This window comes from Streptomyces sp. DSM 120436 (genome assembly GCF_055778765.1).
The window spans coordinates 3,285,006-3,308,818 of the sequence record NZ_JBSKBS010000001.1; the positions used below are offsets into that span (position 1 = coordinate 3,285,006).

At 74.2% G+C, this 23,813-nt stretch carries 2 protein-coding genes and 1 pseudogene; 2 read left to right on the forward strand and 1 reads right to left on the reverse strand.

Translation table 11 applies throughout. The features are described from left to right. Positions 1-46: 46 nt before the first annotated feature. A pseudogene (locus ACWH4W_RS14850) lies at positions 47-4,744 on the reverse strand (type I polyketide synthase); the annotation flags it as partial. Between the two features lie 301 nt (positions 4,745-5,045). Between ACWH4W_RS14850 and ACWH4W_RS14855 the strand changes: the two are divergent. Further along, positions 5,046-6,647, forward strand: coding sequence for an aspartate aminotransferase family protein (locus ACWH4W_RS14855; RefSeq protein WP_473076195.1), 1,602 nt, complete (start codon positions 5,046-5,048; stop codon positions 6,645-6,647). Between the two features lie 57 nt (positions 6,648-6,704). Next, positions 6,705-23,762, forward strand: coding sequence for an SDR family NAD(P)-dependent oxidoreductase (locus ACWH4W_RS14860; RefSeq protein ID WP_473076196.1), 17,058 nt, complete (start codon positions 6,705-6,707; stop codon positions 23,760-23,762). Positions 23,763-23,813: the final 51 nt, after the last annotated feature.

The following is a 23,813-nucleotide window of genomic DNA, read 5'->3' on the forward strand; positions in this document are numbered from 1 at the left end:
TTTCTCATCCGCCATGAGGGGAGTTACCCGTTCCAGGAGTCGGGAGTCAGTGCTGGGAGCGGCCGAACTCGTTGTCGATGAGGTCGAGGAGTTCGTCGGTCGATGCGAAGGCGAGGGAGTCCGCGGGGTCCTCGTGGGCCACGTCGCCCGGTTGCGTGCCGGTCTCCAGCCACCGCGACAGCAGGGTCTGCAGCCGGACCGTGATCTCGTCCCGGTCGTCGCCGGGGCCGCTGCCGTCCTCGCCCGCGAGCACCTGCTCCAGCGCGTCCAGGGCGGCGATCGCGGTCGACCGCGGCGGCGCCGCCTCGTCGGGGGTGACGAGGGTGAGCAGGAACGCGGCAAGCCGCGAGGGCGTCGGGTGGTCGAACACTGCGGTGGCCGGAAGCCGGGCGCCGGCGGCGGTGTTGAGCCGGTTGCGCATCTCGACGGCGGTGAGCGAGTCGAAGCCGAGCTCCCGGAACGGCCGCTCGGGGTCGACGGCCTCCGGGGCGCTCAGGCCCAGGACCGCGGCCACCCTGTCGCGGACCAGGTCGAGGGCGAACTCCGTGCGCTCGGGAGCGGTCATCCCGGACAGCCGCTGCGCCAACGGCACCTCGGCGTCGGCGTCCTGGTCCGCCGGCCGGCTCCGGGCGGGGACCATGTCCCGCAGCAGCGGGTGGACCCGGTCGAGCCCTCGCAGGACGTCCGGGTCGAAGGCCGTGGCGACCACCGCGGGCCGACCCGAGGAGAGAGCCCTGTCGAGGAGATCCAGGCCCTGCTTCACGCCGGTCGGGACGAAGCCGTCGCGGGCGAACCGGACACGGTCGAGATCGCCCAGGCCCCGGTTGATGCCGCCGTCGACGTCCCACAGTCCCCAGGCGAGCGACGTCGCGGGCAGGCCGAGGGCCCACCGGTGCTGGGCGAGCCCGTCGAGGTAGGCGTTGGCGGCGGCGTAGTTTCCCTGGCCGGGGCCTCCGAAGAGCCCGACGGCCGAGGAGAACAGCACGAACGCCGACAGGTCCGCGTCGCGCGTCAGCTCGTGGAGATGCCGGGCACCGTCGGCCTTGGGGCCGAGCACGGTGTCGAGCTGCCGCGGCGTCATCGCGGTCAGCAGAGCGTTGTCCAGCACTCCCGCCGCGTGCACGACGCCGGTCAGCGGCCGGTCGGTGGGGATGCCGTCCAGCAACGCGGCGAGGGCGTCCCGGTCGGCGAGATCGCAGGCGGCGATCCGTACCGTCGCGCCGAGTCCGGTCAGTTCCGCGTCCAGGGTGTCGGCTCCGGGCGCGTCCGCACCGGTTCGGCCGACCAGCAGGAGGTCCCTGATGCCGTGCTCGGTGACGAGGTGGCGGGCGACGGCGGCGCCCAGGACGCCGGTGCCGCCGGTGACGAGGACCGTGCCGTCCGGGTTCCACACCGGGCCGTCCGCCCCGCGGCGACCGGCCGAGGGGCGGACCCGGCCCAGCCGGGGCACCATGACCTGCCCGGACCGCACGGCGGCCTGCGGCTCGTCGGCCGACAGGTCGGCCCCGAGGGCCGCGGCCACCGGCTCCGCGCCGTCGGCGTCGGTGTCCAGGAGCAGGATCCGGCCGGGCGCTTCCGACTGGGCGGAGCGCACCAGCCCCCAGACGGCCGCGGCGACCGGGTCCGGCAACTCGGTGTCCGCCGTGGCGACGGCTCTCCGGGTGACGAGGACCAGGCGGACGCCGGCGAAACGCTCGTCGGCCAGCCACTCCCGGAGGAGCTCCGCGGTACGCCGGGTCAGCTGGCGCAGCGTGTCGGCCGGCTGCGCCTTCGGGGTGCCCTCCGGATGGACGGCCAGCGGTACCACGAGGGCGTGCACCGCGTTCCCCGCGTCGAGCGCCTGTCCGAAGGCCGTCAGGTCCTCGTACGAGGGGACGCCGTCCGCCGTGCCGGCGAACCGGCCCAGGCGCGCCCAGGCGGTGACGCGGGCGGACGGGCGGACGACGTCCGCGAGCCACTGAACCTGGTGGAGCGCGCCGAGCGGCTCCGGCCCGCCGAATGCCACGCCCGCACCGGCCGCCGCTTCCGCCGAGGGTTCCAGCCAGTACCGCTCGCGCTGGAAGGGGTACGTGGGCAGGGCGACCCTGCGCACCGCGGTGCCGGCGAAGAACGCCTGCCAGTCGACCGGGACGCCCCGGGTGTGCAGGACCGCGAGCGCGCGCATCAGCGTCCGCGGCTCCGGCTGCCGGCGGCGCATGACGGGCACCGCGACCGCGTTTTCCGCACCGGCGGCGGCCATCGCGGAGAGGACCCCGTCCGGACCCAGCTCCAGCAGCGTGGTCACGCCTTCGGCCTCCAGGGTGCGCACCGCGTCGAGGAACCGGACCGGACGGCGGATCTGCTGCACCCAGTACTCGGGCGAGGTCCAGCCGTCACCGGACTCCACCTGGCCGGTCACCGTGGACACGATCCCGAACTTGGGCCGATGGAAGGTGAGTTGTTCGGCGATGCCCCGGAACTCGTCGAGTATCGGATCCATCCGGGGCGAGTGCGAGGCGCGCAGGATCGGCAGCACCTTGACCGACCGGCCGCGCTCCTTCCAGATCGCCGCGACGCCGTGGACGGCGTCCTCGTCGCCGGAGACCACGACCGCCTGCGGGCCATTGACCGTGCCGATCACCGCGCGTCCCTCGGCGTCGAGGGTCTCGCGGACCTCCTCCTCGGTCGCCTCGACTGCGATCATGGCGCCGCCCTCCGGCAGGGACCGCATGAGGCGTCCGCGGGCCGTCACCAGGACGGCGGCGTCGGACAGCGACAGGACGCCCGCGAGGTGGGCGGCGATCAGCTCGCCGGTCGAGTGGCCGACCAGGTGGTCCGGGTGCACGCCCCACGTCTCGAAGAGGCGGAAGAGCGCCACTCCGACGGCGAAGAGGGCGGCGAGGGTGTAGTCGATCTGGTCGAGTTCGTCGCCGGACTCGATCACTTCCCGCAGTGGGCGTGGAAGGTGCTCGTCGAGTGCCGCGCAGACCTCGTCGAAGGCCGCGGCGAAAGGAGGGAAGGTCTCGGCCAGTTCGTGCGCCATGCCCACCCGCTGGGCGCCTCCGCCGGTGAACATGAAGGCGATCCGGCCCTCGTCCTTGACGTCGGTGACGGTGCCCGAGTCCCCGGCGGCCAGGGCGGCGAGCCCTTCGAGCAGCTCGTCCCGGCCGGCCGCGAGGGCCACCGCGCGGTGGCGCATGGCGGTGCGGGTGGTGGCCAGCGAGTAGGACAGGTCGGCGAGGTCGAGTCCGGGGTGTTCGGCGAGCAGTCCGGCGATCCGCCCGGCCTGCGCCGTGAGCGCCTGCGGCGAACGGGCCGAGAGCAGGAACGGCAGGAACGGCGCCGGGGGCGCGGCCGTCGGCGTGGTCGCCGGCTCCCCGGAAGGTTCTCCGTCCGCCGGTTCCGGCGCCTGCTCGACGATGACGTGTGCGTTGGTGCCGCTGAACCCGAAGGCGGAGACCGCGGCCCGGCGCGGCCGGTCCGCTTCCGGCCAGTCCTGTGCCTCGGTGAGCAGGGCCAGCGCGCCGGAGCCCCAGTCGACGTGCGGGGTCGGCTCCTCGGCGTGCAGACTCCTGGGCATCACGCCGTGGCGGATGGCCTGGACGGTCTTGATGATGCCGCCGACGCCCGCGGCCGCCTGGGTGTGGCCGATGTTCGACTTGAGGGATCCCAGCCGCAGCGGCCGGTCCGCAGGCCGCCCCTTGCCGTAGGTGGCGAGCAGGGCGTTCGCCTCGATCGGGTCACCGAGAGGCGTACCGGTGCCGTGCGCCTCGACGAGGTCGACGTCGGCGGCGGTCAGTCCGGCGGAGGCGAGGGCCTGGCGGATCACCCGTTCCTGGGCGGGCCCGTTGGGAGCGCTGAGTCCGTTGCTCGCGCCGTCCTGGTTGGCCGCCGATCCGGTGATCACGGCGAGCACCTCGTGGCCGTTGCGCAGGGCGTCGGACAGCCGCTCCACCAGCAGGATCCCGGCGCCCTCGGCCCATCCGGTGCCGTCGGCGGACGCGGCGAACGACTTGCAGCGCCCGTCGGCCGACAGGCCGCGCAACCGGGAGAACTCCACGAACGCCTGCGGCGTGGACATCACGGTCACCCCGCCGGCGAGGGCCAGGTCGCACTCCCCGCGGCGCAGCGCCGCCGCCGCGAGGTGGACGGCGACCAACGACGAGGAGCAGGCGGTGTCGACGGTGACCGCGGGGCCCTCCAGGCCGAAGACGTACGCCAGCCGGCCCGAGGCGACGCTGCCGGCGCTCCCGCTGTAGAGGTAGCCCTCGAACTCCTCGGGCGGCAGGAAGGGGCGTGATCCGTAGTCGTGGTACATCGACCCGATGAACACGCCGGTCCGGCTGCCCGACACGGCGTCGGCGGGAATGCCGGCGCGCTCGAAGCTCTCCCAGGCCGTCTCCAGCAGCAGGCGCTGCTGGGGATCGGTGGCCAGGGCCTCGCGCGGAGACATGCCGAAGAACTCGGGGTCGAACCGGTCCGCGTCGTGCAGGAATCCGCCCTGGTCCGTGTACGACGTGCCCACGGTGGCGGGGTCGGGGTCGTAGAGCGCCTCGAGCGGCCAGCCGCGGTGCTCGGGGAACGGGCTGACCGCGTCCACGCCGTCGGCGACCATCCGCCACAGACGTTCGGGCGAGTCCGCGCCGCCGGGGTACCGGCACGCCATCCCGATGATCGCGACGGGCTCCCGGTCCCTCTCCTCGATCTCCCGCAGCCGTCTGCGGCTGGCCTGGGCATCGGCGACAGCGCGCTTGAGGTACTGGCGGAGCTGGTTCTCGTCAGTGCTCACGCTCAGCTCCCGGTATCCGGTCGGGAGAGACGCCGGCCGATTCCTCGGTACCGTGCACGGATATTTTCCTTTCCTGGAGAACATCTGATGCGACTCACAACCTCCGCCAGTGTCGTCCAAGGAGTTCCGTGAGCGGTAACTCGGCACTCTTTCCCCCGGGAACGGCCCCCGGTGACCAAGGGCTGACGAGCCGATTAGCGCCTGATTACAGGGCCGTTACGAGACGCCGGTAGGGTTCCGGACACGTAGGCCTCATAGATAGGGAACCCGACGCGAAATGAATCCGGAGATCGAATACCAGGACCTTGCGGAGCCCTATCTCGGGGGTCTGCTCGCCTCTCTCGGACTGGACGTCCACTATTCCAGGGCGGAAAAGGACACTCTTTTCTACCGTGACGGAACGGGGCGTGAGGTCCCGGTGCTCGACCTCGTCGGCGGCTACGGCTCGACGATCGTCGGGCACAGCAATCCCGAGATCGTCGGCTACGCGAGGGAACTGCTGGAGCGGGGCGTGCCGGTGCACTCGCAGTTCTCCCGGCACCCGTACGCCAACGAGCTGGCGCAGCGGATCAACGCGGTGATCCGGCGGGAGTTCGGCACCTCGGAGAGCTACTCGGCGATCTTCGCCAACAGCGGTGCCGAGGCGGTCGAGATCGCGATGAAGCACGCCGAGTTCGACCGGGTCGCGAAGGTGGCGGAACTGGCCGCGGAGATCGACGCACACCTCGAGAAGGCACGTGCGGCGGGCTCCCCGGTGGCCGGCGGCGGGTCCTACGACCGCCTGGCTGCGGCGACGGAGCTGCCGGCCGGATCCGCGCCCGACGAGGTGATCGCCGCGATCCGTGACGTCAACGCCTCACGCGTGACCACCGCGCCGGTGTTCCTGGCGCCGGAGGGCTCCTTCCACGGGAAGCTGGTCGGCAGCGTCCAGCTCACTCACAACCCCGGCTTCCGGACGCCGTTCTCCGCGCTGGCCGCGCAGTGCCGCTTCGTGCCGGTGCACGAGCCGGACGCGGTGGCCAAGACCATCGACTCGGTCCGCACGACGCTGTTCGACCTCCGGACGGCCGACGGCGCCCTGCGCGTCGTCGAACGCGAACTGCCGGTTGTCGCCGCGTTCGTCCTGGAACCGGTCCAGGGCGAGGCGGGGATCCGGGTGTTCGACCGGGAGACCCTGGAGCGCGTCCGGCGGGCCTGCGCGACGGTGGACTGCCCCGTGATCGTGGACGAGGTGCAGAGCGGCATGGGCCGCACCGGGGCCTTCTTCGCCAGCTCGCACGTCGGCCTCCAGGGCGACTACTTCACGCTGGCGAAGAGCCTGGGCGGCGGCGTCGCCAAGGCGGCCGTGACCCTGGTGCGCGGCTCCCGCTACCGCCAGGAGTTCGAACTGGTGCACAGCTCGACCTTCGCCAAGGACGCCTTCTCCACATCGATCGCCGTCAGGACGGTGGAGCTGCTGGAGGCGGACGGCGGCCGGGTCTACCGGCTGGCCGTCGAGCGCGGCAACCGGCTGGCGGACATGCTGCGCAAGCTCCAGGAGGAGTTCGCCACCGTCGTCAAGGACGTCCGCGGCAAGGGTCTGATGATCGGCCTGGAGCTGCACGACCAGTCGGACTCGTCCTCGGAGGTCATCGCCGAACAGGCCCGCGCGGGTCTGCTCGGCTACCTGCTGTCCGGTTACCTGCTGCGCGTGCACGCCCTGCGGATCCTCCCGACGGCCAGTGCCGTGAACACCCTGCGCCTGGAGCCGTCCGTCCACATCACCGACGCCGAGACCGACCGGCTGGAAGCCGGTCTGCGCGGGCTGCTGACCGTGCTCCGCGACCAGGACGGCGCCGCCCTGCTGCCCGCCGGTCCGGTCGCGGGATCCGCCGCCTGAAAAGACCGGCCCCCCGTATTGCGACTGTCCAGGACGACGAAGGAAAGAGCTGTTCAGATGGCGACATGGCATGACGGGCACAAGGACGGTCATGACGAATCGGTGGCGATCGTCGGAATGTCCTGTCGCTTGCCCGGATCAACGGGCACGGCGGAATTCTGGAATCTCCTCAGCGACAGTCGCAATGCGATAACCGAAGTTCCTCTCGACCGTCGGCAGGGGATATCTGATTCGGTCCGGAACGACGGCGGGGCGCGTTTCGGAGCGTTTCTGGAAGGAATCGGGGACTTCGACGCCGCTTTCTTCGGCATTTCCCCCCGGGAAGCCGCGGCAATGGACCCGCAGCAGCGTCTCGTGCTGGAGCTGGCCTGGACGGCGCTGGAGGACGCCGGCATCGTTCCCGCCGGTCTGGCCGGCTCGGCCGCCTCCGTGTTCGTGGGGTCGCTCCGCGACGACTACGCCGGTCTGGTGCTGAGCGGTGGCGACGGCACGATCACCCAGCACACCAACACCGGTGTGCACCGAGGGGTCATCGCCAACCGGGTCTCCTACGCCCTGGACCTGCGCGGCCCCAGCGTGGTGGTGGACACGGCCCAGTCGTCGTCGCTGGTCGCGGTCCATCTGGCCGCGCAGAGCGTGCGGTCGGGCGAGTCGCCGATCGCCATCGCGGCGGGCGTGAACCTCAATCTCCTCGCGGAGGGCGCGCTGGGCGCGCAGCGGTTCGGAGGTCTGTCCCCGGACGGCCGCAGTTACGTGTTCGACGCCCGGGCCAACGGCTACGTCCGCGGCGAGGGCGCGGTGGCCATGGTGCTCAAGCCCCTGTCGGCGGCCCTCGCCGACGGGGACGACGTCTATGCCGTGGTGCGCGGCAGCGCCGTCAACAACGACGGTGCCACCCCCGGTCTGACCGTGCCCAGCCCGCAGGCGCAGGAGCGGGTGATCCGGGCCGCGCTGCGGCGTTCCGGGATCACCGCGGACCAGGTGCAGTACGTCGAGCTCCACGGGACCGGCACCCCGGTCGGCGACCCGGTCGAGGCGGCGGCGCTGGGCGCGGCCTTCGCGGAGCGACGCGCGGACGCGGTCGTCGCGGGGGAGGACCCCTTGTTGGTGGGGTCGGTCAAGACCAACATCGGGCACCTGGAGGGCGCCGCCGGCATCACCGGCATGCTCAAGGCGGTGCTCGGCATCCGGCACCGGCGCCTGCCCGCGAGCCTGGACTTCGCCACTCCCAACCCGGACATCCCGTTCGACGATCTCGGGCTGCGGGTCAACACGGACCTGCGCGACTGGCCGCACCCCGACCGGCCGCTGATCGCCGGCGTCTCGTCCTTCGGGATGGGCGGCACGAACGCCCACGTGATCCTGAGCGAACCGCCGGCCGCCGACCGCCCCGCGGCCGTGCCGCTGCCGGACACCGGGCCCGAGCCGGACACCGGGCCCGAGCCGGACACCGGGCCCGAGCCGGACACCGGGCCCGAGCCGGACACTCGGCCGGTGCCGGTGCCGGTACCCGTCTCGGGCCGGACCCCGGCCGCGCTGCGGGCGCACGCCGCCCTGCTGCGCGACACCGGTCTCCCACCGCAGGACCTCGGCTTCTCCCTGGCGACGACCAGGACGGCGTTCCGGCACCGGGCCGTGGTTCTCGCCTCCGACGCCGACGACCTGCGCAGCGGCCTCGACGCCCTCGCGGAGGACCGGCCCGCGCCGCACGCGATCACGACGCCCCTGCCCGGCGCCGAACCGGCGGACGAGCCGGCCGACGAGCGGACCGCGCTGCTGACCGGGCTCGCGGCGGCGTTCGTCGGCGGCGAGGACGTCGACTGGCTGCCGGCGTTCGCGGACGTCCGGGCCGAGCGGGTCCGGCTGCCGGGCTACCCGTTCCAGCGGGAGCGGTTCTGGACCGGCGAGGCCCTCATCCCCGCACGGGGCGCCGAGGACCTCGGCACGGGCGAGTCCGGCGCGGATCCGGCGGCCCTGGTCACGCACCAGGTGGCGGCGGCCCTCGGCATCGCCGACCCGGGCGACGTGGAACTGGACACCACCTTCCGGGACCTCGGGTTCTCGTCGCTGATGACGGTCGAACTCATCGACAGCCTGACCACCGCCACCGGACGTCCGCTGCCCGGCGGCCTGCTGTTCGACCACCCCACTCCCCGGGACCTGATCGGCTACTTCACCGGAACCGGCCCGGTTCACGCGGAAGGGAGCGCGCACCCGACGGTCCCGGCGGGGCGGCCGGACCGGCGGTCCGGGCGCGCTGGGGACGCGATCGCGATCGTCGGCATGGCCTGCCGCCTCCCGGGCGGCGTCGCCTCCTCCGAGGACCTGTGGCGTGTGGTGGCCGACGAGCAGGACGTGACCGGGGCCTTCCCGACCGATCGCGGATGGCAGCCCGGTGAGGGCTACTCCCGTGTCGGCGGCTTCCTGGGCACCGCCGCCGAGTTCGACGCGGAGTTCTTCGGCATCTCCCCCAGAGAGGCACTGGCCATGGACCCGCAGCAGCGGCTGCTGCTGCAGACCACCTGGGAGGCCCTGGAACGGGCCGGCATCGACCCGAAGTCGCTGCGGGGCAGCCGCACCGGCGTGTTCGTCGGCGGCACCGCATCCGACTACGGCCCGCGGATGCACGAGGCCGACGAGGACGTCAAGGGCTACGTCCTCACCGGGACCACCCCCAGCGTGCTGTCGGGCCGGATCGCCTACCAACTCGGCTTCGTGGGACCGACGCTCACCGTGGACACGGCCTGCTCGTCCTCCCTGGTCGCCCTTCACCTGGCGGTACGCGCCCTGCGCGCCGGCGAGGCGTCCGCGGCGGTCGCCGGCGGGGTGACCGTGATGGCCACTCCGGGCATGTTCGAGGAGTTCTCCCGCCAGCACGGGCTGGCGGCCGACGGGCGGTGCAAGCCGTTCTCGGCGGACGCGGACGGCACCGGCTGGTCCGAGGGTGTCGGAATGCTCGTGCTGGAGCGGCTTTCGGACGCCCGGCGCAGCGGCCACCCGGTCCTCGCGGTGATCCGTGGAACGGCGATCAACTCGGACGGCTCGTCCAACGGGCTGACCGCGCCCAGCGGCCTGTCCCAGCAGCGGCTGATCAGCACCGCGCTGGAGGACGCCGGCCTGACCGGTGCCGACGTCGACCTCCTGGAGGCGCACGGCACCGGCACCTCGCTCGGCGACCCGATCGAGGCCGACGCGATCCTCGCCACCTACGGACAGGACCGCGACGTCCCGCTGTACCTGGGCTCGCTCAAGTCGAACATCGGTCACGCCCAGGCCGCCGCCGGCGTCGCCGGCGTGATCAAAGCCGTCCAGGCCATGCGGCACGAGGTCTTGCCGCGCACCCTGCACGTCGACGTCCCCACCTCCCGGGTCGACTGGGAGTCGGGCCGGGTCGAACTGCTGACGCGGGCCCGCGGCTGGGAGCGCGGGGGCCGGCCGCTGCGCGCCGCCGTGTCCGCCTTCGGCATCAGCGGAACCAACGCCCATGTGGTCCTTGAGGAGGGCGAGCGGACCCCCACGGCGCTGGTGTTCACCGGCCAGGGGGCGCAGCGGCCCGGCATGGGCCGAGAACTGTACGCGCGGTTCCCGGTCTTCGCGCGAGCGCTCGACGAGGTGTGCACAGCGTTTGACCGCCATCTGGACCGGCCGCTGAAGGACCTGATGTTCAGTGACGGCCCCGACGCCGCGACGGAGCTGAACCAGACCCGTTACACCCAGCCGGCGCTGTTCGCCTTCGAGGTGGCGCTGGCCGAACTCGCCGCCGGGCAGGGCCTGGACGCCGACATGCTGGCGGGCCACTCCATCGGCGAGCTCGCCGCCGCCTATGTGGCCGGTGTGTTCTCGCTCGAGGACGCGGCGAAGCTGGTGGCCGCCCGTGGCCGGCTGATGCAGCAGGCCCGTTCCGGCGGCGCGATGATCGCGGTGGAGGCCACCGAGACCGAGGTCGCCGAGACCCTGGCCGACGGGGTCGTGGTGGCCGCGGTGAACGGTCCGGTGTCGGTGGTGCTCGCCGGAGACGCCGAGGCCACCGAGGCCGCCGCGGCCGGCTGGCGCGAACGAGGCCGCAGGGTCACCCGGCTGACGGTCAGCCACGCCTTCCACTCGCCCCACATGGACGACGTGCTCGACGAGTTCCGGGCGGTGGCCGAGACGGTCGGTCACCGGCCGCCGCGGATTCCCGTGATCTCCACCGTGACCGGGCTCCCCCTGCCCGCCGACCCCTCCGGGTACGCCGAGCACTGGGTCACCCAGATCCGCGCCACCGTGCGGTTCCACGACGCGGTGTCGGCCCTGCGCGAGGCCGGCGCCGGCCTGTTCGTCGAGATCGGGCCGTCGGCGGCGCTCACCCCGTTGCTCCGGTCCGCGGGCGTCCGGCGGGCCGTCCCGCTCAGCCGGTCCGCCGGGTCCGAGGCGGACGTCCTCGCGGCCGCTCTGGCCCGGGTCCGGGGCGAGGAGCCCACGCACCCCTTCCGTCGGGACCGCTTCTGGCTGCCGCCGCGCCCCACGCGCGGCGCCTCGGGGCACCTGCTGCTCGACTCGGTCGTGGAACTGGTCGACCGGGACGAGGTGGTGCTCGCGGGCACCGTCTCGGCGGACGACCACCCCTGGCTCGCCGGACACGTCATCGACGGTTCGGTCCTGCTGCCGGGAACGGTGTTGTTGGAGATGGCGCTGTTCGCCGGCGAACGGGTGGGTCTGCCCGAGGTGGCGGACCTGACCCTGGAGAGCCCTCTGCGGCTTCCCACCTCCGGCTCCGTCGAACTCCAGGTCACCGTGCGGGAACGGCAGCTGGCGATCCACTCCCGCCGGGAGGGCGAACAGGACTGGACCCGGCACGCGTCCGGCCTGCTCGGTGACGCCGGCGCGGGGCTGGACTCCGGCGCGGAGGACCGGCTCGACTGGCCGCCCGCCGGCGACCCGGTACCCGTGGAGGACGCCTACGCGCTCCTCGCCGAGCGCGGCTACGACTACCACGGCGTGTTCCGCGGGCTGCGGGCCGTGTACCGCGACGGGGACACGGTGTACGCCGAGGTCGGCGTCCCGGACGGGCACTTCGCCGCGGATCAGGGTTTCCTGCTGCACCCGGCCCTGGCGGACGCGGCGCTGCACCCCATCGTGCTCGGCCTGGTCGACGGAGGGGAGGGGACTCGGCTGCCGTTCGCGTGGAGCGGGGTCCGCCTGCACGCAGGCTCGACCGGCGGGACCGAGTTCCGTGTCCGGATCACCCCGGCCGGAGGCGACACGTACGAGCTGCTGTTCGCCGACCCGACCGGTGCGCCGGTGGCCTCCGTGGACGCGCTGGCACTCCGGGCGTCGGGGGCGGCCACCGACGCCGTCCCGATGTACGAGCTGTCCTGGCGGCCCCGGAGCGCCACGGGTGCGGACGCCGCCGGTGCGCTCCGACCCACCGTCGTCGAGGTCCCCCCGGACGGCGACCCGACGGCCGCGGCCCTCGCCGCGCTGGGGGCGGTCCGTGACTGGTTGGCCGCCGAGCACGACCCGGACGAACGGCTGGTCCTCGTCACCCGGAACGCGGTGTCGGCCGCGCCGGGCGAGGGTGTCGCCGACCCGGCCGCCGGCGCGGTGTGGGGTCTGGTGCGCACCGCCCAGAGCGAGTACCCGGACCAGGTCGTCGTGGTGGACCTCGCCGGGGCGGCCGATTCGGCGGACCTCACCCCGGCGGCGGAGGCGGTCGAAGCGGCCGTGCGGAGCGGGGAGCCGCAACTGGCCCTCCGCGACGGGGCATTGCTGGTACCCCGCATCACCAGGTCCTCCCCGGCCGACGCCACGGGCGCCGAGACCGGACTCGGCTGCAACCCCCGGGGCACGGTCCTCGTCACCGGCGGCACGGGTGGGCTGGGCGCGCTGGTCGCGCGGCACCTCCACCGCCGGCACGGTGTGCGGAACCTGCTCCTCGTCAGCCGCCGCGGCCCAGACGCGCCCGGCGCTGCCGAGCTGACGGCCGAGCTGGAGGGCGCGCGTGTCGTCGCCGTCGATGTGACCGACCGGGCCGCGCTGGCCGGGCTGGTCGACGGCCTGCCGGCGGACGCGCCCCTGACCGCGGTGATCCACGCCGCAGGAGTGCTGGACGACGCCACCATCCCGGCGCTGACCGAGGGCCACGTCCGCACGGTCATGGCCGCCAAGGCGGAGGCCGCCCGGCACCTGCACGAGCTGACCGCGGATCTGGAGTTGGACGCCTTCGTCCTGTTCTCCTCGATCTCCGGCCTGCTCGGCACCGCCGGCCAGGGCAACTACGCGGCCGCGAACACCTACCTGGACGCGTTGGCCGCGCACCGCCGTGCCCTCGGCCTGCCCGGGACGTCCCTGGCGTGGGGGCTGTGGGAAGAGGGCATGGGGCAGTCCCTCGGCGCCGCCGACCTGGACCGCTGGGCGCGTTCCGGCGTGGAGCCGCTGACCGCGGAGCAGGGCCTCGCCCTGTTCGATCGGGCCCTGTCACCGAACGCGGCGGACACCGTCGACGCGGCTGACACGGCACTGCCGGTCCCCGCGGCGCTCCGGCCGTCCCTGCTGCCGGACGCGGACGCCGTGCCGGTCCTGCTCTCCGGTCTGGTCCGGCGCCGCCGGAAGCCGACCGGTCCCGCGCAGGCCGCACACGCCGGGCGGACACTGACGGCGCAGCAGGCAGAGGAACTCGTCCGGGTGACCACGGCCGGGGTGCTGGGGCTCCCCAACCCGGCCGTGCTCGACGCGGGCAAGGCGTTCCGTGAGCAGGGCTTCGACTCGCTGGCCGGCGTCGAACTGCGGAACCGGCTGATCGCGGCCACGGGCCGGCAGCTCCCCGCGACTCTGGTCTTCGACCATCCCACACCGCGGGCCCTGGCCGCCTTCCTCGCCGAGGACGACGACCAGGGCGCGGGCCGGGAGCGGACCGGCACCCCGCGGCGGCGCAGGAACCGGGGCCGGGGCGACGATCCGCTGGCCATCATCGGCATGGCCTGCCGCTACCCCGGTGGTGTCCGCTCGGCCGACGACCTGTGGCAGCTGGTGGTGGAGGGACGCGACGCCATTTCCGAGTTCCCGGACAACCGCGGCTGGGACCTCGACGGGCTCTACCATCCCGACCCGGAACACCTCGGCACCAGTTACACGCGGCACGGGGGGTTCCTGCACGACGCGGACCTGTTCGACGCGGCGTTCTTCGACATGTCGCCGCGGGAGGCGCTCGCCACCGATCCGCAGCAGCGGCTGCTGCTGGAGACGGCGTGGGAGACCTTCGAGGACGCCGGCATCGACCCGTCGGGCCTGCGGGGCAGCCGGACCGGTGTGTTCACCGGCGTGATGTACGACGACTACGCGTCGCGGCTGCCGGCCACCCCGCGCGAGGTGGAGGGCTTCGTGCTGGCCGGCAACACCTCCAGCGTGGTCTCCGGCCGGCTGGCCTACAGTTACGGCCTGGAGGGGCCGGCGATCACCGTGGACACCGCGTGCTCGTCCTCACTGGTCGCGCTGCACCTGGCCGCGAACGCGCTGCGCTCGGGGGAGGTGGATCTCGCCCTGGCCGGCGGTGTCACCGTCATGTCCGGGCCTGGCACATTCGTGGAGTTCTCCCGGCAGAAGGGGCTCTCCGGGGACGGGCGCTGCAAGTCCTTCTCGGCCGACGCCGACGGCACCGGCTGGTCGGAGGGGGTCGGCCTGCTGCTGGTCGAGCGGCTGGAGGATGCCCGCCGGAGGGGACACCGGGTGCTGGCGGTGCTCCGCGGGTCCGCGGTGAACTCCGACGGAGCCTCCAACGGCCTGACCGCCCCGAACGGACCCTCGCAGGAGCGGGTGATCCGCGCCGCGCTCGCCGACGCCGATCTGTCCGGCGGTGACGTCGACCTCGTCGAGGCGCACGGCACCGGCACCCGCCTCGGTGATCCAATCGAGGCGCAGGCTCTGCTGGCGACCTACGGCCAGGACCGCGAGGAGCCCGTGCGGCTGGGCTCACTGAAGTCCAACCTCGGACACGCCCAGGCCGCTGCAGGCGTCGGCGGCGTGATCAAGGTGGTCCAGGCGATGCGGCACGGCATCCAGCCGCGGACGCTGCACCTGGGCGAGCCGTCACCGCACGTGGACTGGTCCGCGGGCGCGATCGAGCTGCTCGGCGAGGAGCGGGAGTGGCCGGACCTCGGCCGCCCGCGCCGGGCCGCGGTCTCCGCGTTCGGCATCAGCGGCACCAACGCTCACGTGATCCTCGAGCAGGCCGGACCCGTCCCGGGCGTGGACCGGGCGGCCGAGCCCCTCACCGGCGAGCCGTCCCGCCCCGGCCGGCCGCCGGTGCCCCTGCTGCTGTCGGCACGGACCGACCAGGCCCTGCGCACCCGCGCCGCGGAGCTGCGCGCCCACCTGGAGCGGAACCCGGACGTCGGCCTCCCGGACGTCGCCGGCACGCTGGCGCTCCGCCGCGCCCAGCTGGACCGGCGCGCCGTCGTCGTCGGCGCCGACCGGGACTCCCTGCTGCGGGGCCTCGACGCCGTCGCGACGGGCGCCGCCGCGACGGGCGTGGTCCAGGGTCACGGAACCGGCCGCGGCGCCACGGCCTTCCTGTTCACCGGCCAGGGCGCGCAGCGGGCCGGGATGGGACGCGAACTGTACGAGCGGTCCGAGGTCTTCCGCGCCGCGCTCGACGAGGTGGCCGCCCACCTCGACCCGGCACTCGACCGGCCGCTGACCGCCGTCCTGTTCGCCGAACCCGACAGCGCCGACGCGGCACTGCTCGACCGGACCGCGTTCACCCAGGCCGCGTTGTTCGCGGTCGAGGTGGCGCTCCACCGGTTCGCCGAGCACCACGGCGTCACCCCCGACTACCTCCTCGGGCACTCGATCGGCGAGGTGGCCGCGGCGCACGTGGCGGGCGTGTTCGACCTGCCCGACGCCTGCCGCCTGGTCGCCGCACGCGGGGCCACCATGCAGTCCGCCCGCGACGACGGGGCGATGGCCGCGCTGGAGGCCTCCGAACAGGAGGTGCGTGACTCCCTGGTGACCGGAGCGGAGATCGCCGGGGTGAACGGCCCCCGGGCCGTGGTGGTGTCCGGGGACGAGGACGCCGTGACCGCGATGGCCGGGCTCTGGTCCGGCCGCGGCCGGCGGACACGGCGGCTCCCGGTCAGCCATGCCTTCCACTCGCCGCACATGGACGAGGTGCTGGGGGACTTCCGCTCCGCGCTGGACACCATCGCCTTCCACGAGCCCCGGATCCCGGTCGTCTCGAACGTCACAGGAGAGCTCGCCACCGTCGGGCAGTTGACGTCGCCGGACTACTGGGTCACCCATGTCCGTCAAGCCGTGCGGTTCCTCGACGGCGTCCGGACCCTACGGGCGCACGGCGTCACCGAGTTCGTCGAGCTCGGCCCGGACGGGGTGCTCACCGCGATGGTCGGGCAGGCGGTCGCGGACGAGGGCGCCGACGTGAACCCCGGCGCCTCGGTGTCGATGCTGCGGTCCGGGCGCGGCGAGGCGGAGACCGCGTTCGCCGCGCTCGGCGCCCTGTACGTGCGGGGCGTGCCCGTCGACTGGTCGGCGGCGCTTCCGGCGACCGGACTTGTGCCGCTGCCGCGCTACCCCTTCCAGCACCGCCGGTACTGGCTGGAGAACCCGTCCGACGCGCACCCGCTGCTGGACACCGTGGTCACCCTCGTCGACGGGGCGACCGTGCTGACCGGCGAGGTCGGGGCGGGCGGCTGGATCGGCGACCACCGGATCCGCGACGAGGTCCTCGTCCCCGGCACGGCGCTGCTCGACATGGCACTGTACGCCGGGTCCCGCGTGGACTGCCCGACGGTCGCGGAACTGACCTTCGTCGCACCGCTGGTGGTGCCCGAGGCGGAGACCGTGGCGGTCCAGGTCCGGGTCGATGCCCCGGGGCCGGACGGCAGCCGCCCGGTGCTGATCCACTCCCGGCCGGGCGCCGGGGCGGACTCGCCGGACGGGTGGACCCGGCACGCCCACGGTGTGCTCGCTTCCGGGCCGCAGGCGGCCCCCCAACCGGCCGCGGCCGAACCGTCCGGTGCCGAGGCGGAGCTGGCCGGCGTGTACGAGCGGCTCGCCGAGCACGGCTACCACTACGGCCCGGCGTTCCAGGGCCTGCGGTCCGCGCGCCACACCGGCGAGGACCGCTTCGTCGAGGTGGAACTCCCACAGCGGTACCGGAGCGAGGCAGGCCGCTACGGCGTGCACCCGGCGCTGCTCGACGCGGTGCTGCATGTGCTGCTCCCCGGTGTCGTGGACCCCGGCGCACCGGCTGTCCTGCCGTTCTCCTGGACCGGGGTGACCCGGTACGCGACCGGTGCTACGGCGCTGAGCGCCCGGGTCACCGTCCGCGGCGGCGCGGCGGTCCTGACGGTCCACGACCGGGAAGGCCGGGCGGTGCTGACGGTGGACGAGCTGGTGCTGCTGCCCGTCGGGCGGAGCAGCGCGCCCGCGGGCATGCACACCGTCGTCTGGCGCGATGCCACCAGCCCCGACGCCGCCCTCGAGCCGGCCGTCATCCACCGCGTGAGGACCCCGGCCGGTCTCCCCGAGCAGGACGTGCCGACGGCGGCGAAGGCGCTGGTGCACTCGGTTCTCGTAGAGCTCCGGGCGGTCCTGGCCGAGGACGACCGGTACCGGCACGCCTTCGTCGTCGAACCGGGCCCGGAGCACGCCGCGGTGCGCGGCCTGGTCCGCAGCGCCCAGGCGGAGAACCCGGGCAGGTTCGTGCTCGTCGAGGCCGGGGCGGACGTCGGGGAGGCCGAACTGGGGGACGCGCTGCGGATCCCCGAACCGGAACTGGCGCTCCGCGACGGCCGGACCCTGGTACCGCGGCTGGCCCGCCCGGCCGGTGTCGCGGCGGCCGCCCCGGACGCCGTTGTCGACCTGGGCGCGGGCCCCGTACTGGTCACCGGTGCGACCGGAACCCTGGGCACCGTGCTGGCCCGGCACCTCGTCGACCGGCACGGGGTGCGGAACCTGGTGCTGGTCAGCCGGCGGGGCGGGACCGCACCGGGTGCGGCCCGTCTGCGGGACGAGCTGACCGCGCTGGGTGCCGAGGTGAGTCTGGTGGCCGCCGACGTGACCGACCGGCAGGCCCTGGAGCGGGTGTTCGCCGCGCACCGGCCGGCCGCGGTGGTGCACACCGCGGGCGTCGTCGCCGACGCCACCCTCACCGGACTGACCACCGAGCAGGTCGACGCGGTGCTGGGCCCGAAGGTGGACGCGGCCTGGCACCTGCACGAACTGGCGGGTGACCGGCCCTTGTTCCTGTACTCGTCGGTCGCCGGGCTGCTCGGCACTCCGGGACAGGCGAACTACGCGGCGGCCAACACCTTCCTGGACGCGCTGGCCGAGCACCGCCGGGCGCTGGGCAGGCCCGCGGTTTCCCTGGCCTGGGGCCTGTGGGCGCAGACCAGCGCCATCTCCGAGCAGTTGACCGACGTCGACCTCCAGCGGCTGGCTCGCGCGGGCCTGCGCCCGTTGGACACCGCGGAGGCGCTGTCCCTGTTCGACGCCTCCCTCGACGTGGTGGCCGGCGACGGCGCCGCGGTGCTCGCCCTGACCAGGTTCGACCGCGCCGCGCTCAGGGGACGGACCGACGTCGCGGGAATGCTGCGGGACCTGTCCGGGCCCCCGCCCGTCGCCGCGGCCGCGGCAGGGGACGGCGCGCCGGGCGGGCCGGGCGCGGACACGCCCGAGGTCGTCGCCGACCTCCCGGACCTCGTCCGTGTCCAGGTCGCCGCGGTGCTGGGCCACGCGGACCCGTCCGAGGTGGAGGAGCACCGCTCGTTCAGCGAGCTCGGGTTCGACTCCCTCACGGCCGTCGAGCTGCGTAACCGGCTCGGCACCGCGCTCGGCCGACGGCTGTCCGCGACCGTGGTGTTCGACCACCCCACCCCGGCCGCGTTGACCGAGCACCTGCTCGGCCTGATCGGGGCCACGGAGCGGCCGGCCGCGTCCGCGACCCGGGACCGTGCGGCGACGGCCGGGGGTCACCACGACGAGCCGATCGCGATCGTCGGCATGGCCTGCCGCTACCCGGGCGGTGTCACCTCGCCGCAGGACCTGTGGCAGTTGGTCGCCGACGGCAGGGACGCCACCTCGGAGTTCCCGGTGAACCGGGGCTGGCCGGCCGATCTCCACCACCCGGATCCGGACCACCCGGGCACCTCCATCACCCGCAGGGGCGGGTTCCTGCACGACGCGGACCGGTTCGACGCCGAGTTCTTCGGGCTGTCGCCGCGGGAAGCGCTCGCCGTCGACCCGCAGCAGCGGCAGCTGCTGGAGACCACCTGGGAGGCGGTGGAGCAGGCCGGTCTCGACCCGCTGGCCCTGCGCGGCAGCCGGACCGGCGTGTTCGTCGGTGTCATGTACAGCGACTACGGCTCCCGGCCGGACCTGCCACCGGAGGGGGTGCAGGGCTACCTGTACAGCGGCAGCGCCGGCAGCATCGCCTCCGGCCGCCTCGCCTACACCTTCGGGTTCGAGGGGCCGACCCTCACCGTGGACACCGCGTGCTCGTCCTCGCTGGTCGCCGTCCACCTGGCCGCGAGCGCGCTGCGCCGCGGCGAGTGCGAGTTCGCGGTCGCGGGAGGCGCGACCGTGATGGCCACGCCGACGCCGTTCGTGGAGTTCTCCCGGCTGCGCGGGCTGTCCGAGGACGGCCGGTGCAAGTCATTCTCCGACGACGCCGATGGCACCGGATGGTCCGAGGGCGCGGGCATGCTCCTGCTGGAGAAGCTGTCGGACGCCCAGAGCAACGGACACCGGGTGCTCGCCGTGCTGCGCGGCTCGGCGGTGAACTCCGACGGCGCCTCGAACGGGCTGACGGCCCCGAACGGGCCCGCCCAGGAGCGGGTGATCCGCGCCGCGCTCGACTCCGCAGACCTGGCCCCGGCCGACGTCGACCTCTTGGAGGCACACGGTACGGGGACCAGGCTGGGCGACCCGATCGAGGCCCGGGCGGTGATCGCCGCCTACGGTCGCGAGCGGGAGCACCCGCTGCTGCTGGGGTCGCTGAAGTCGAACATCGGGCACGCCCAGGCGGCTGCGGGTGTCGGAGGGATCATCAAGGTCGTCCAGGCCATGCGGCACGGGCTCGCCCCGGCCACCCTGCACGTCGGCACCCCGTCCCGGCACGTCGACTGGGCGGAGAGCGGCGTCGAGCTGCTGACGGAGGCCCGCCCGTGGCCGCGGGGCGCACACCCACGCCGGGCCGGCGTCTCCTCCTTCGGGTTCGGAGGAACCAACGCCCACGTGATCATCGAGGAGGCCGAGGCCGTCCCGGCCCGGGCGCCTGAGCGGCCGGCCGGTCCGCCGCCCGTCCCGGTTCCGTGGGTGCTCTCCGCCCGTACCGAGCAGGCCCTGGCGGAGCAGGCGGAGCGGGTCGCGGCGCTCTCCACGGTGGACGAGTCGTTCACCCTGGCGACCCGTGCCGCTCTGCCGTACCGGATGGCGGCGACGAGCCCGGCGGGTCTGCGGAAGGCGGTTGCGGTCCGTGCGGTCGGAGGCCGGCTGGCCTTCGCGTTCACCGGGCAGGGCGCGCAGCGCATCGGCATGGGGCTTGAGCTGGCCGCCGCGCACCCGGTGTTCGCCTCGGCGTTCGACGAGGTCTGCGCGCACTTCGACACCGCCCTGCAGGCGAGGGTCCGGGCGGCGATCGCCGACGGGGACGGCCTGGACGAGACCGGCACGGCACAGCCCGCGCTGTTCGCCGTCGAGGTGGCGCTGTTCCGCCTGGTGGAGTCGTGGGGGATCCGGCCCGACGTGGTCTTCGGCCATTCGGTCGGAGAGCTGGCCGCGGCCCACGTCGCCGGTGTACTGACGCTGCCCGACGCGGCCCGGCTGGTCGCGGCCCGCGGCGCCCTGATGCAGGCACTTCCCCGTGGCGGCGCGATGGTCGCCGTTGAGGCGGCCGCCGCCGAACTGGACGAGCTGGAACTGCCCGCCGCGGTGGCGGTAGCCGCGATCAACGGCCCCACCTCGGTCGTCCTGTCCGGCGCCGAGGAGCCCCTGCTGGCCTTCGTCGAGGAGCACTTCTCCGGCCGGGGCCGGCGCACCAAGCGGCTCACGGTCAGTCACGCCTTCCACTCTCCGCTGATGGAGCCGATGCTGGACGACTTCCGGGCGGTCGCCCGTGAACTCACCTACCGGACCGTGGAGATCCCCGCGCTCTCCACGGTCACCGGCCGGCACGCCGGGGAGTGGACCGACCCGGAGTACTGGGTGGCGCAGGTCCGGGCCACCGTCCGGTTCCACGACGCGGTGCTGGCCGCCCGGGACGAGGGCGTGCGCACCGTACTGGAGGTGGGCCCCGACGCGGTACTGACCGGCATGATCGCCGCCGGCTTCCCCGCCGGGGAGGACGACGGCCCGGTCGCCGTGCCTCTCCGGCGGCACGGCCGGTCCGAGGCGGACTGCGCCGCCGGCGCGCTCGGCACCCTGTTCACCCGGGGCGTCCGGATCGACTGGAGGGCGGTGTTCCCCGGCGCGGAGCCGGTCGACGTGCCCACCTACGCGTTCGGCCGTAGGCGTTTCTGGCTCGCTCCGGCCGGACGGGCCGACGTGACCGGCGCCGGTCTGCGTGCCGCGAGGCACCCATTGCTCGGCGCGGCGGTCGACCTCGCGGCGGAAGGCGGCGTCACCGTGTCGACCGGACGGCTGTCGCTGGCCACGCACCCGTGGCTGGCCGACCACCGGGTGCGGGGCACCGTGGTCGTGCCCGGTACGGCGCTGGTCGAGCTGGCCGCGTCGACGGGCGCGATCGCGGAGTTCACCGTCACCGAACCGGTGGTCGTCCCGGAGACCGGCGCGCTCACCCTTCAGTTGGTGGTCGACGGCACCGCGGTCACGCTGTACTCGCGGAGCGCGGACGCCGGCTCCGACGACCTCCCGTGGACCCGGCACGCGGCCGGGATCCTGCTTCAGGAGGGGCCCGGGCCGGTTCCCGAGGCCGAGCCGTGGCCGGAGGAGCTGACCGAGATCGATCTCACCGGCATGTACCGGCGTGTCGCGGAACACGGCTACGTGTACGGCCCCGTCTTCAGGGGGCTGTGTGCGCTGCACCGGTGCGGCGACGAACTGTTCGCCGAGGTCGAGGTCCCGACGGAGCCGGCGTTCTCGACGGCGGGGTTCACCGTGCACCCGGCACTGCTGGACGCCGTCCTGCACGCGCTGTTGCCCGGCGTCGAGGGCGACGACCGGCCGGCCTCACTGCCCTTCGCCTGGAGCGGGGTGCGGTTCCACGCGCCCGCCCCGACCGCCGGCGGCGCGGTCCTGCGGGCCCGCCTCACTCCCACGGGTCCCGACGCGGTGCGCCTGCTGGTGACCGGCGAGGACGGCCTCGTCGTGGCGGAGGTGGACGCATTGGTGCTGCGCCCGATCCCCGCTCTCCCGTCCGGCGCCGCGGGCGAGAACCTGCTGTACACCCCTGTCTGGCGCGGGCCTGAGGTGTCCGGCGTGCCCTCGGACGGCACCGCCCCCACGGTGGTGCGGGTCGAGACCGGCGCAGGCGACCTGCCGCAGCGGGCCCGGCACGCCGTCCACCACACGCTCGGTGTGCTGCGCGACTGGCTGGACGGCGACGCCGGGGGACGGCTCGCGGTCGTCGTCGGATCCGATCTGGCCCATGCCGGCGTCCGTGGCCTGGTCCTCAGCGCCGCGACCGAACACCCCGGACGGTTCCTGCTGGTGGACCGCCCCGACACGGACGGCTCCGCCGACGTCCGGGATTCCGTCCGGGAACTCCTGGCCTCGGTCGGCGACCTGGACGAGCAGGAGGTGCGGGTCCAGGACGGCGAACTCCTCGTTCCCCGGCTGGTCCCGTACCGGCCAACGGCCGGGACCGGGTCGGACGGCGTGCAGGACGCGGCCGGTGCGGCGGTGCCCTGGAACGAGGGCACCGTGATGATCACCGGAGCGACCGGCGCGCTGGGGACGGAGCTGGCCCGGCACCTGGTGGCACGGCACGGCGCCCGCTCGCTGCTGCTGGTGAGCCGGAGCGGAAAGGCTCCGGACATCGGCGGCACGGACGCCGGCGTCGAGGTCCACGCGGTGGCCTGTGACGTGACCGACCGTGAGGCAGTGGCCGACGTCGTCGCCCGGTACCGGCCCGTCGCCTTCGCGCACGCCGCCGGAACGCTGGCCGACGGCACGCTGGTCGGACTCTCGCCCGACCAGGTCGACGCCGTCCTGCGGCCCAAGATCGACGCGGCGTGGCATCTGCACGAGGCAGCCGGCGACCGACCCCTGGTGCTGTACTCCTCGATCGCCGGGCTGCTCGGCACGGCCGGCCAGGCCAACTACGCGGCAGGGAACACTTTCCTGGACGCCCTGGCCGAGTACCGCACCTCGCTCGGGCTGCCCACCGTCTCGCTGGCTTGGGGGCTGTGGGAGGCCGGAATGGGCGACCGGCTGTCCGAGACGGACCTGAGGCGGATCCACGCGCTCGGGCTGCGCCCGGTGGAGGTGGCGGACGCACTGCGGGCCTTCGACATCGCCACCGCGGGCATCTCCGACCCGGTGACTGCCGACGGCCGTATCCCGGTGTTCGCCGTCACCGGGGTCGACCGGGCCACGCTCGGCGCCGCCCCGAACCCGGCCTCGGTGCTGAGGGGCCTCGCGCCCCGACCGGCCGCCGTGCGCGCCGGCGCGGTTCCGCCGGCGACCCGGACGCGGACCCACGTCGCCTGGGACCAGCCGGGCGCCGTGCTCGACCTCGTCCGCCGCGAGGTCGCCGCCGCGCTGGGACACGACGGGGTGTCGGCCATCGCCTCCGACGTGCTGTTCACCGATCTCGGTCTCGACTCGCTGACGGCGGTGGAGCTGCGCAACCGGCTGACGGCCGTCACCGGGGAACAGCTGCCGGCCACGCTGGTGTTCGACCATCCGACGCCGGCCCAGCTGGCAGACAACCTGCGCACCATCGTGGCGGCCCGGCAGGCCGCTCCGCTTCTCGACCAGTTGGAGACACTGATGCGGCACGGAGGGCTCGCCCCGGACGCGGTGGACCGGATCCGGCAGCTCGTCGGCGGTGCTCCACCGGCCGCCCACGTGCGCGACGAGCAACTCGAGAAGGAACTGTCCGACCTGGAGGACGCCGCGGACGAGGACCTGTTCGCCATGGTTGACGACCTCGAATGAGCCGCCGCCGGTCCCGTGTGACCCGCGGTCGACCACAGGTACAAGCGCAGG